Annotated in this window: 8 protein-coding genes; 1 reads left to right on the top strand and 7 read right to left on the bottom strand. The window is 35.1% G+C overall.

The features are described 5' to 3' along the window. Positions 1-84: 84 nt before the first annotated feature. The 3 genes from uvrB to rlmF form a co-directional block, all read right to left on the bottom strand. On the bottom strand, positions 85-2073 hold the full coding sequence (gene uvrB / locus ACIQ0M_RS03870) for an excinuclease ABC subunit UvrB (RefSeq protein WP_396149908.1): 1989 nt from the start codon (positions 2071-2073) through the stop codon (positions 85-87). Between the two features lie 172 nt (positions 2074-2245). Continuing rightward, entirely contained in the window at positions 2246-2884 is a 639-nt protein-coding gene (locus ACIQ0M_RS03865; protein WP_396149906.1) for a DUF3800 domain-containing protein, read from the bottom strand. 199 nt (positions 2885-3083) lie between these two features. Beyond that, positions 3084-4037 carry a 23S rRNA (adenine(1618)-N(6))-methyltransferase RlmF gene (rlmF, locus tag ACIQ0M_RS03860; protein WP_396149904.1) on the bottom strand — a complete coding sequence of 318 codons (954 nt, stop codon included), beginning with the start codon at positions 4035-4037 and terminating at the stop codon, positions 3084-3086. Positions 4038-4235: 198 nt separating this feature from the next. On the opposite strand from rlmF, the gene ACIQ0M_RS03855 reads away from it, so the two are divergent. After that, entirely contained in the window at positions 4236-5681 is a 1446-nt protein-coding gene (locus ACIQ0M_RS03855) for a hypothetical protein (RefSeq protein WP_396149902.1), read from the top strand. A gap of 53 nt (positions 5682-5734) precedes the next feature. On the opposite strand, the gene ACIQ0M_RS03850 is transcribed toward ACIQ0M_RS03855, so the two are convergent. The 4 genes from ACIQ0M_RS03850 to ACIQ0M_RS03835 all read right to left on the bottom strand — a co-directional run bounded on the left by ACIQ0M_RS03850 (position 5735) and on the right by ACIQ0M_RS03835 (position 12588). Continuing rightward, positions 5735-6397, bottom strand: a complete 663-nt coding sequence (locus tag ACIQ0M_RS03850) for a thiamine diphosphokinase (protein ID WP_396149900.1) — start codon at positions 6395-6397, stop codon at positions 5735-5737. 119 nt (positions 6398-6516) lie between these two features. Then, a complete protein-coding gene (locus ACIQ0M_RS03845) occupies positions 6517-7335 on the bottom strand; it encodes a DUF4249 domain-containing protein (RefSeq protein ID WP_396149898.1) in 819 nt (272 codons plus the stop codon). Positions 7336-7339: 4 nt separating this feature from the next. Then, a complete protein-coding gene (locus tag ACIQ0M_RS03840; protein ID WP_396149896.1) occupies positions 7340-9718 on the bottom strand; it encodes a carboxypeptidase-like regulatory domain-containing protein in 2379 nt (792 codons plus the stop codon). A 125-nt stretch (positions 9719-9843) separates the two neighbouring features. Beyond that, on the bottom strand, positions 9844-12588 hold the full coding sequence (locus tag ACIQ0M_RS03835; protein ID WP_396149894.1) for a von Willebrand factor type A domain-containing protein: 2745 nt from the start codon (positions 12586-12588) through the stop codon (positions 9844-9846). Position 12589: the final 1 nt, after the last annotated feature.

Below are 12589 nucleotides of genomic sequence, written 5' to 3'. Positions count from 1 at the left end.
CAACGGAAGCTCTTGGGGCGGCTTAGAAAAAACGGTTTTTGCAAACAAGCTTGTAGCGTAAAGCGGGAATAGCTTCTAAAAAAATCACATCTTCTCCTGCAAACTTTTTATTTCATCACGCAATTTGGCGGCATCGATAAAATTGAGTTCTTTGGCGGCTTTTTCCATCATTTTTCGGAGGTCGCGGATTTTCTTTTCTATTTCGGGTTTGGTGAGGTACAAACTTTCGGGTTCGGCAGCTTTTAGGATTTTGTCTTCGTAGTATTGTGTTGAAACGGAATTGTTGCTCAACGCATTGCCGAGACTTTTGTTCAGGGCTTTTGGCGATAATCCGTGCAACGTGTTGTAGGCAATTTGTTTTTCACGACGGTACGTGGTTTCGTCCATCGTTTTTTGCATGCTGTTGGTGATTTTATCGGCATACAAAATGGCTTTTCCGTTCACGTTTCGGGCGGCTCGACCTACCGTTTGGGTCAACGAACGATGACTGCGAAGGAAACCTTCTTTGTCGGCATCGAGAATGGCAACGAGCGAAACTTCGGGTAAATCCAATCCTTCTCGGAGTAAGTTTACCCCAATCAACACATCAAATAAACCTTTGCGTAAATCTTGCATGATTTCTACGCGTTCCAACGTATCCACATCGGAGTGAATATAGCGACAACGGATGGAAACTTTGGTTAAGTATTTGGTCAATTCTTCCGCCATGCGTTTGGTTAACGTGGTGACTAAAACGCGTTCGTCGGCTTCGCAACGGACTTGAATTTCTTCGATTAAATCGTCGATTTGGTTTAAACTGGGTCGGACTTCGATAATTGGGTCTAATAATCCTGTAGGGCGAATAACTTGTTCAACATAAATACCTTCGCTTTTTTGTAATTCGTAATCGGCCGGAGTGGCGGAAACATAAACCACTTGGTTTTGCAAGGCTTCAAATTCTTCAAACTTTAACGGACGGTTGTCCATCGCCGCCGGAAGTCGGAATCCGAATTCAACGAGGTTTTCTTTTCGGCTTCGGTCACCACCGTACATGGCATGCACTTGCGAAATGGTCACGTGACTTTCATCGACCACCATTAAAAAATCATCCGGAAAATAATCCAACAAACAGAACGGTCGTGTGCCGGGTTGACGACCATCTAAATAACGAGAATAGTTTTCGATGCCGGAACAATAGCCCAACTCGCGAATCATTTCTAAATCGAAATTCGTTCGTTCTTCCAAACGCTTGGCTTCTAAATGTTTACCGATTTCTTTGAAATAATCCACTTGTTTGACCAAGTCTTGTTGAATTTCCCAAATGGCATTTTGCAAGACATCAGGCGAAGTCACAAACATATTCGCGGGATAAATATTCAGTTTGGAATAGCGTTCAATTACTTTTGTGGTTTTGACATCAAAGGCTTCAATTTCTTCTATTTCATCGCCAAAGAAATGAATGCGAAACGGTTCATCGGCATAACTTGGGAAAATTTCCACCGTATCGCCTTTGATGCGGAACGTTCCGGGAGTAAATTCTGCTTCCGTTCTGGAATACAAACTTTGCACTAAACGATGTAATAATTTGGTTCTAGAAATGATTTGTCCACGGTCAATGGAAATGACATTTTTTTGAAATTCGACTGGGTTTCCAATACCATACAAACACGAAACAGAAGCAACGACCAACACATCTCTGCGACCGGAAAGTAGGGCAGAAGTGGTGCTAAGACGCAGTTTTTCCAATTCATCATTAATGGATAAATCTTTTTCAATATAGGTTCCCGTTACCGGAATATACGCTTCGGGTTGATAATAATCATAATACGACACAAAATACTGCACGGAATTATTCGGGAAAAATTGCTTGAATTCGGAGTATAATTGAGCGGCAAGGGTTTTGTTGTGAGCCAACACTAACGTTGGTTTTTCCACTTTTTCAATGACGTTTGCTACGGTAAATGTCTTTCCGGAACCGGTAACGCCCAGAAGGGTTTGGTATTTTTCGCCGTTCAAGATACCATTTGCTAATTTTTCAATGGCTTGCGGTTGGTCGCCTGTGGGTTGGTATTCGGATATGACTTGGAATTTCATTTGAGAGGGGCTGAGAGGCTGAGGTTCTGAGTTGCTGAGATTTTAAAGAGAGAATTTAATTTAATGCTTTTTACAAAGTTACAAAAAAAAGGTTTTGTTTTATTTGGAATTAAAAGTCCAAACGCTTGATTGATTTTATTTAAATTGGAATAATTAGAAAAACAACTTCTTTTCAAAAAATCGATATTTTTGGAAATTCGGATAATTGATTGTAGGAACTAGTTTCATTATCTTCATGATTTCTCCAAACAAAATTTGCATACCAATCTGCGATCCAAATCATTTTGTTTTTTGTACTTTCAATAAAGTTACATGAAATTTCAATATCTAAGCCTTGTCCCCAAATTTTTGTTTTTATATAATCAGGAAAGCTTTCTCCATGACTGACTTTTATTGTTCTTTTATCAAGAAATATAGAAATTTGATTATGTTGAATAATTTCACTTTCAAGTAATAGCCCAAGTACGTAATTGTAGAAAATATTTTTATCTTTTCTTAGAGAATCAAAGACTTTAGATTTGTTGACAGTAATTGTTATGATCTTAAATGAGTTGCTTTTTGTAAATAGTTTATTTAGTTGACTTGTGATATAACTAGCATGTTCAGGTGTGAAGTTCGCTCCTTTTTTCTCTATGTTTGGAGTCAGGTTGTATTTTCTGTAAATATCTGATATAAATCGATTGATGTATTTTTCTTCTTCATCAGAAATTAATATGCCGGTTAGGGTTATAAATCTGCTTGACCCACCGTTTCTATTTGGTTTGTCAAGTGTCCATCCTAAATCGCCACTCTCATCTATAAATACTTTCATAAAAAAAAGGGCAAAAGCCCTTTGAATTTCTTTTAAAAAAGATGAACCCTAACTACGATGTATTTAGAATACATTTATGGTAGATGTTTCACCGCCACGATTATTAGGAATTACTCATCGAGTACAAATTTACGAAACAATTTATAAAAGTCAAGTATTTTGTTAAAAATTAACAAATTAGATTGTTTTTTTTTATCATTTATTCAATAGTAAACTTCCAGTCTTTCTGTTGTTTTTCACTTAAAAACGTCCACGCAACCAAACGGCTAATTTTTTGACCTTGGTTCATTTCAATGGTTTTGATGGTCGCAGCTTCCACTTTGTTGAGGGTTTTGTAAATACTTTTAAGATGATCTTTTTTAGAAACTAACGTAGTAAACCAAAAACATTGTTTTGGATATTTGACACTTTCAAAAATCATTTGGGTGATAAAAGCCAGTTCACCACCTTCACACCAAAGTTCGTTGTTTTGTCCGCCGAAATTTAGTGTCGGATTAACTGCTTTTTGTTGCGTTAAATTAGATACTTTTCGAGCAGCACTTTTGGCAGCCTCTTCTTTTGAATCATGAAAAGGCGGATTACAAATGGTAAACGCAAATTTATCTTCGGGCTGAATAATATCTTTAAAAATAAAGCGGGCATTAACTTGTTGTTGTAAACTAATTACATCGCTTAAATGTGGATTTTTTTCAATAATCGTGACACAATTTTCAAGTGCAGTTGCATCGATATCGGTTGCCACAAAACTCCAATCATATTCGGCATTTCCTAAAATGGGGTAGATGCAATTGGCACCCACACCAATATCTAAACCCATAATGTTATTTCCGGTTGGAATGCTATTCTGATTGACTTCTGCCAATAAATCCGCTATATGATGAATGTAATCTGCTCTTCCGGGAATGGGTGGACAAAGATAATCTTCGGGTAAATCCCAATCCAAAATACCATAATAGGTTTTAAGCAAAGTTTTATTCAACATTTTTACTGCCAAAGGATTGCTGAAATCGATGGTTTCAATTCCGTGTTCGTTTTTAAAAACAAACGATTTTAATTCAGGGGTTTTGATGAATAAAACGTCAAAATCATAGCGAGAACGGTGTTTATTTCGCGGATGTAGCGTTGATTTTTCTTTGTTTGGATTATTTTTCAATGGAAATGATTTCTGAAATTCAATTAAAACAAATTTACTTTTTTAAAATGATATAAATTCATTTTGCAATGATTTTGATAGGCTAAAAACAGCATCTTTCCTTTTTGCCTATAACTAACTGAAAGCAAAGTGAAAATGATTGATTTTTAATTGGTATAGAACAAGAAATTGTATATTTGCACTTTAAAAAAATATACTATGAAAACCATTTTTTACTTATTTCTACTCGTTCCGTTTTTTTCATTTGCACAAAAAATAAAGACGAAGAAAGACAGAATTTTAATTGACGAAAAAGAGGTTGCTATTTTTAATGATAAAGTACGTGACCAATGCGTATTTTTTGATTTAAACAATACCAAACAGTTTACAGCCGAATACAAATCCTTAATGGAAGGTCAGACCATTATCAATCAATGGTTGGTGATTACCAATGCAGACGGAACGAAGAAGACAGAAATTCCTTATGAGGTCTTAATTACATCGTTTAATTCATCGCGAATTATCATGCATTTATTGTCGGCTAAATATGAATTATTTGATGCTAACGGCTTTAACCAAGCAAAAATCGATGCATTTTTTGCTGTTGAACGCGAAAGCATTGGCGATAAATCTTTACAAGCAAAAATTGATGTGATTGCTTCTAAAAAAGAAAAAGAAGCTAAGATTGCAAAATACCGTCCTTTTGTAAAAACAGACGGAACGGTAATGTTTGGTGGAACAGCCGGAACTAATATTGTTGGAAAAGTAATCGGAAGTCCCTACACTGCATTTGGAAATAACAATTTTGCCGATGTATTTGACTTAGATAATATAAAAGTGGCTTCCGCAAAAATCACAGGAAATGTGAATAATGATGTAGAAGTAACCTTGTTTAACGATAGTAAATTTACTTATTCCGCAGAAAAAAGATACAGTGGGCCTGATAATACCAGTTTTTTTGTGGAATTAATGGGTGAGTTGGTTTATCGTGATATTACATTAGGCCGTCAGGCGAAACAATACAAGCAAGATTTATTGAATGAAAAAATAAAATTAGCCAAAGAAAGAAGTGTAAATGTTTACAATGTTCCAGGCTATGCGGTTGATGAAAAAGGGGTTAAATATGAAGGAACCTTAACAGCTCAATTTGAAAAATTAGATGTTCATCAAACCGGAAATACTGAAGTAGTGGATGCGATTGATAATTATGGTAAAAATGTGACCATAAAATATTTAAACGAAAAAGGTAAAGAACGTATTATTACACTTTCTGCCAAAGATAATGTTACATTTTTTGTAAAAAATAGTGACGGTACAGAAACCGGTTATAAAGGAATGAAAGTGAAAGGTGATGCGGCCAAAAAATTATCAAATGCCATGTCTTTGGGCTTTAACAATGCTTATTTTTACAAAGAAGTGTTTACAGAAAACGGAAATTCTGTTTACATTGACCCGGTAGAGGATGAGGTTTTTGTTATAAAGTTAAAAAGTCAAACGGTTGGTCAAATGATTGACAAGCGAAATAATAAAAACCTTTCAAAAGAATTAGCCGAGTACTTAAGTTCTTGTAAACATTTGTCAGATGAAATTACAAGTGGAGCTTTTGATTTGAAAATTCAAGACAATTTGATTACGATTGTAAAGGAATTTAACGAATGCAAGTAATAAAAAATCATAAAATTATAAGTAAAATGCTCGTTCTAGGACGGGCATTTTTTTTAATCCCAACATTCCATTAGAATTAAATCGCCTTCCTCGTGATCAATACGAACGATTCCATCTTCTGCTACATGATTACTGCTTCCGGTTCTGTAACCAATTCTAAGTGAATCATTTTCTAAGGGATAAAATAAATTTTGAGAATGAATGCCATGAACCGCTCCAATCGGAATCAAAGAAATGACAGTGTTTTTGGGATACCATTTTTCATATTTTTTGGGAAGTAGAAATATTTTGGAATGGTCATCAAATAGAACTATTTTTAGTTTATCCCTGAACTTTACTATGGATGTGATATTGGTAATCGTATGATCGGCTCTTTTTCCGGTTGCCCAAACCACGTTGACAGCGAGAATATTCCGTTCAACCAAATAATCAAAAGCTTTTTCTAAGTCGGTTTTATTTTGGTCGGGTGTATGAATAATTTCAAGCGGATATTGTTTTTCTTTATAATAATCGGCATCAAAATCGCGGTCAAAATCTCCTAATAAAATATCAATTTTGATACCTAACTCCATCACACGACTAACCGCTGAATCTAAGACAATAACAATAGGCGACCATTCTAATAATTGACCTAGCAATTCTTCGCTACAAGAAGCACCATTGGCAATAATAAGTGCGGGTTCTTGATCGTCTTTTACAATGTGGTGTGATGACATGGTTTTTTCTATGGTTTTTGAATTATACCTGACAGGTTTTTAAAACCTGTCAGGTATAAAAATTATAGAATCTTTTCAGTTTTTTTCAGTGCTTTCAGGAGGAAATTTTTTTAAAAAAATCACTCAATAATATACTCATTCACTTCCGTCTGACTCAACCTAAAATAACCCAATGCAAAATTATCAAAATTGGTTTGATTGATAATATTACCTCGAACCGTAGAAGTAGGTGTGCTAAACGGACCCGCATTATTTCCGGCTTGTGATAAAAGAATATTAAGGTAATTGAAATAATTTTGTGAAACACCGTTCATCGTGAATGTCAACGTATCGCCGGTTTTTAAATCTTCACTAAAATACAAACCAAACATTTCATTGTTTTCAAAAAAGCGGTCTTCTAAAACACCATATTCCGGTATAACTTTGTAAGGATCAAAAATTCCTAAAAAGTAAAAATTTGTTTCATTTGGAATATCATCAAAAAAGAATTTTACTTCTACTTCATCACCCAAGACACCACCATCATTGCGTTGTTCAACGCGTGTAACTGCCGGAGTAACTAATAATCGTTCGGTTGACGTATACGTTTCACCGTCATAAACCACGGTCAATGTGTAGTTTTCATTTAGAACCGGAACAAAGTCTGTACAGATATACAATCCAGGCTCTTCAATTTGAGTAAATGTAAATGTTGTCCCTTCACTATTGGTAATGGTAACCAACGCATCCGTGACAGGCGGAATTTCCTCCGAAAAATAATTGGTAGTGGTTGATAATTTTACAGCTTGGATATTTCCGGGAGTATCTCTCAACCAATTAATGGAAGCTTCAATAACCAAACGAGGTGGAGCTGTATTCAAATCAACATCTACAACTTCCTCACATCCAAAGGTTAAAAACGCAAGCAGCATGAATAAACTATATTTAAAATGTTTCATTTTTTTAGAATTTAAAATTATACGTTACACTCGGAACAATTCCGAAAATGGATAAACGAACCGCCTCATTTCTAGCCGTTTCATCGTTTTGTCGAAAAGTAATAGAAGCCGCATTTTGTCGGTTATAGAGATTATAAAATCCGAATACCCATTCGGCTTGCCACTTTCTGCCTTTGTTTTTAGAAGGTGTCAAAGTGGCTGATACGTCCAAACGATGATAGGTTGGTAAACGGTCTTCGTTACGGTTATCAAAACTTGGAACGGTGATTCCTAAATATTCATACTGACCGTTTGGATAGGTGACAGGCTGACCGGTTTGTAAGGAAAAATTAGCCCCAAAACGCCATTTTTCATTTAATTTGTAATTTCCAACAATCGAAATATCATTCAGTTTATCGAAACCTGTTTTGTACCAGTTTCCATTGTTTATACCGGTTTCTTCCGGCGTTCTTCCTACCACTTGCTGTTCTGTTCTGGCTAAAGTGTAAGACAACCATCCGTTGAATCGACCGGCATTTTTTCTAAATAAAACTTCTAAACCGTACGCTCTTCCTCGTCCGTTTAAAACTACTCGTTCAATCGCTTCATTTGCAATTAAATTGGCTCCGTCAATATAATCTACGCGGTCTTTGATGTTTTTATAATAAGTTTCTACTTCAATGGAATATTCATCATTTTTAAAATTTTGAAAGTAACCAATCGCATATTGATCTAATAGTTGCGGTTTCAAAAAGTTATCGCTTGGAGCCCAAACATCCAGTGGAGTAGGAGATTGTGTGTTTGAAATCAAATGCAAATACTGACTCATTCGATTATAACTTGCTTTGATGGATTGATTGTCATTCAACGCATACGAAACAGAAAAACGTGGTTCGATATTGTTGAAACTGGCAATCGTTTCATTTTTTCCATAGGAAACGGTTCCAATCGGAGTGGCACTTTCATAGACTTGAAAATCGGCATTAAAATTCACAGCTTGATTGTTTTCATACACATTCAATGTCTGATTACCTAAACGTAAAAAGTTACTGAATCGAAAACCATAGGAAACAGTTATTTTTTCAGATAATTGATGTTCTGCATCCACATAAACTGCCGATTCTAATGCATATTTTTTATCCAATTGATCTTCGTTGATACCTGAATCAGGACGGCTAGGTTCAATTTTACCGGGGTTAAAATCATAATAAATCGTATTCAAACCATAGGTTAATTTCAATTTATCACTTAAATAATGTTTGAAATCGTATTTGAAGTTATAATTTTTGATTCCGCTATTCCATTCAAATCCAACAAAATCCAGTTCCAAACCATAGTAATAATCAGAATAAATGAATGACATATTGCTGAATAATTTATCCGAAAACAAATGATTCCAACGTAAATTCAACACCGCATTTCCATACGTATTCAAAAAAGCATTATTCAAACTAAATACATCACGACCAAAATAACCTGAAAAATACACGTTGTTGTTTTCATTTATTTTGTAGCTCAATTTTGTATTCAAATCATAAAAATAGGCCGAATTGTCATTGTCAGTTAGTTTTAGAAATAAGTGAGCATACGAACCTCTTCCTGCAACCAAAAATGAGCCACGGTCTTTTACAATCGGACCTTCCGCCATTAATCGACTGGAAATGATGCCGATTCCACCATTAACATGATATTCTTTGCTGTTACCTTCTTTTTGATATATATCCAAAACAGACGATAATCTTCCGCCATAACGAGCAGGAATTCCGCCTTTATACAATTTTAAATCTTTAATGGCATCTGGGTTAAAAACGGAGAATAATCCAAATAAATGGGAAGAGTTGTATATGGTTGCTTCGTCTAACAAAATCAGATTTTGATCGGCACCACCACCACGAACGTTGAATCCGGACTGACCTTCACCGGCACTGGTGACACCTGGTAAAGTGAGTAACGATTTTATAATATCCACTTCTCCCAATAAAACCGGCATTTCTTTGATTTCTTGGATAGAAAGTTTGTTCACACTCATTTCTGGTTTGCGAATTTCTGCTTTGGCTTTTCGTTCGGTTAAAACGACTTCGCTTAATTGCTGACTCGATTCGAATAAGGAAAAGTTTTTTCGGATATTTTTGTCTAAAACAATTGTTTCCTCAATGGTTTGAAAACCAACATAACTAATTTGAATTAAATAAGTTCCTTTGGGCAAAGAAATCGAATAAAAGCCATATTCATTGGTAGTTGCACCTGTTTTTGTTTCGGTAGAAATGATATTCACACCATAAAGTGTTTCGTTACTGTTTTGGTCGGAAATGGTTCCGCTGATTGTGTATTTCTCTTGGGCTGTTGATGAAAATAATAGCCCAAAAGTCATCAAAGTTGTCAATAAAATTTTGTTTAACGACATGAGTAATTTTTTTAACAAAATTGATGATTTTTTTTCAGAAATTTTATACATCAGTTGTTAAAGTACGGTTAATAAAAAACCTGACAATTTGGGCTAATTGTCAGGTTTTCAGTATAACCAATTTTTTATTTTACGGTTTCAACTAATCGGATAAATTCTGCTTTATAACCATCGTCATCGTTGGAAAGTCCTTTTTTTGCTAAGGTCTTGATAGCTTCACTGTCTTTGTTTTGAACCAATTTTGAATCTCTCAATTTCAATCCAAACCAAGCTACGGCGGATGAAAATTTAAAATCATCGGATGAATTTTCAATGTGCATTGATTTGTTTTCAATCACTTGAACCATTTCGATACTTTTTTCACCATCCGGTTTTTTATATCGGAATTTGATAGTCGCCAATTCATTCCCAAAAACGGTTGAAGAATTTTCTGTTTTAGAATATTTCAAGTCAATCGGTTCTTTAAAATAGTCGCTTTTCACATTGGTCGGAATAATTTCATACAAAGCTGTAACGGTGTGACCACTTCCTAATTCACCGGCATCAATGGCATCATTCACAAAATCTTCGTCTTTCAATTTTCGGTTTTCATAACCAATCAATCGATAAGCCTGAACGTGTTGCGGATTAAATTCAATTTGAATTTTTACATCTTTCGCAATGGCAAACATTGAGCCTTTGAACTCTTTTCCTAAAAAGCGATTGGCTTCTTGAAAGTTGTCAATGTAAGCATAATTTCCGTTTCCTTTGTTGGCAATGGTTTCCATTTTGTTGTCTTTGTAATTGCCCATTCCGTAGCCCAAACAAGTGAGGAAAACACCACTTTTTCTTTTTTCTTCAATTAACGTTTGCATATCAGTATCAGATGATGCACCTACGTTAAAATCGCCATCAGTAGCTAAAATCACTCTGTTATTTCCGTTTTTGACAAAATTTTCCTGAGCAATTTTATAGGCTAATTCAATTCCTGCACCACCAGCTGTGCTTCCGCCGGCTTGCAAATTTTCTAATGCATCGATGATGGTCTTTTTATCGTCGCCTGAAGTGGGTGGCAAAACCAATCCGGCTGCTCCGGCATAAACCACAATGGAAACTTTATCTTTTTTACGGAGTTGTTCCACCAAAATTTTCATCGATTGTTTGAGCAATGGCAACTTATTTTGATCGTTCATCGAACCGGAAACATCAACCAGAAAAACTAAGTTGGAAGCCGGTAAATTATCTGTTGGAATATTTTTGCCTTGCAAACCAACTTTCAACACTTTATGATTGTTATTCCAGGCACAATCGCTGTATTCGGTGTGAATGGAAAACGGATGTTCATTGGTTGGTTCAGCATACTTATATTTGAAAAAGTTCACCATTTCTTCCACCCGAACTGCATCTTTCGGAACGATTTGCCCGTTGTTGATAAATCGACGAATGTTGGTATACGATGCATTATCCACATCAATCGAAAACGTAGAAAGCGGTGCTGTACTCGGACTCTCAAAGGCGTTTTCTTCAAAGGATTCATACGATTCATCTTGCGTTGGATCATTAACCGGCCAATGAATGGGTGCTTGTTTTTGAGCTTCTTCTAATTCTTTTAGTTTCTTTTTGAGTTGTCTTTTGGACAATTTTTCAACTTTTCCGCTTTTGGATGTAATGACGATTACGCCTTTGTTGCCGCGACTACCATATAAAGTTGCTGCTGAAGCATCTTTTAAAACGGATAAGCTTTCAATATCATTAGGATTTATCGATGCAAAATCATCTGCAGAAATGGGCTTACCATCTAAAATGTAAAGAGGATGTTTTGAATTAGTAATTGAAGATGTTCCTCTTATTCTTACTGTTGCAGTTGTACCTGGCTGGCCAGAACCAGTTGAAATTGTAAGACCAGTTGTTTGGCCTTGCAAAATCTGGTCTAATTTAGCAATTTTAGTATTTTGATTCGTTTTTGCTGTTTCAACAGAAACCGTATTTGAACCTTTCTCTTTATTTCTTTTTCTATCTTTTTTAATTTCGTTAGAACTTACAGATGTAACTGAATTGGTTACAGATTGTTTTTTTTGAGTACCATAAGCTACAACAACAACTTCTTCAAGCGATTGACTATTATCAACTAAAGCTATGTTGTAATTAGATGAATTTTCAATCTTAACGGTTTGTTTTTCCATCCCCACAAAACTGAACTCCAATGTTTCGCCTTTTTTGGCTTTGATAGAGAATTTACCATCGAAGTCTGTTTGTGTTCCTTTTGAAGTTCCTTTAATAATTACACTAACAGCTGGTAAAGGTAGATTTGAATTGTCTACTACAACTCCCGTAATCAATCGTTCTCCTGTGAGTTTATTTAATTCTTCGCTTGAAATTTTTACCGTTGGAATTTCTTTGGAAATCAATTTACTTTTTTCTTCATCTAAAGCAATTAAATCATTTAATTTCATCAAACTGTCGTTAAAAACAGAAACCACTTGTTGTTCTTTTTTAATAGAATTTTTTAGGATTGATTCTTTTGAAATTGGTTCAGCATTTGAATTCTTCTCCGTTTCAACATCAGTAGAAACAACCACTTCTTCTTCTGTTTTTTCAATTTGTAAAGGAGCAACATTTTGAATTGTATCCTTATTTTCAATCACAATCGGATTTTCAATTGTAATAATTTCTTTATCTGATTTTAAAAACTGATATCCAATGAAAACAAACAATAGGAGAGAGGCAGCAACGGCTATTTTTTTCCAAAGAGCGATTACTTTTTTGTCTTCTTTTTTGTCTAATTTTTCTTCTACTCGTGCCCAGACTTTTTCCATTCCGGGAAATGAATTTGCTTCGGCATTGTTTGCCGCTTGTTTCATTTTATCGTATAATTTATCTTGATTTTTCATA

This window comes from Flavobacterium sp., assembly GCF_044339515.1.
Lineage (GTDB): Bacteria > Bacteroidota > Bacteroidia > Flavobacteriales > Flavobacteriaceae > Flavobacterium.
This window is presented reverse-complemented; position numbering and strand designations above follow the sequence as displayed.

Bases quoted from the DNA above. Each gene is read 5' to 3' on its own strand.
- uvrB (WP_396149908.1), bottom strand. From the start codon at position 2,073: ATGAAATTCCAAGTCATATCCGAATACCAACCCACAGGCGACCAACCG.
- ACIQ0M_RS03865 (WP_396149906.1), bottom strand. From the start codon at position 2,884: ATGAAAGTATTTATAGATGAGAGTGGCGATTTAGGATGGACACTTGAC.
- ACIQ0M_RS03855 (WP_396149902.1), top strand. From the start codon at position 4,236: ATGAAAACCATTTTTTACTTATTTCTACTCGTTCCGTTTTTTTCATTT.
- ACIQ0M_RS03850 (WP_396149900.1), bottom strand. From the start codon at position 6,397: ATGTCATCACACCACATTGTAAAAGACGATCAAGAACCCGCACTTATT.
- ACIQ0M_RS03845 (WP_396149898.1), bottom strand. From the start codon at position 7,335: ATGAAACATTTTAAATATAGTTTATTCATGCTGCTTGCGTTTTTAACC.
- ACIQ0M_RS03840 (WP_396149896.1), bottom strand. From the start codon at position 9,718: ATGTCGTTAAACAAAATTTTATTGACAACTTTGATGACTTTTGGGCTA.
- ACIQ0M_RS03835 (WP_396149894.1), bottom strand. From the start codon at position 12,588: ATGAAAAATCAAGATAAATTATACGATAAAATGAAACAAGCGGCAAAC.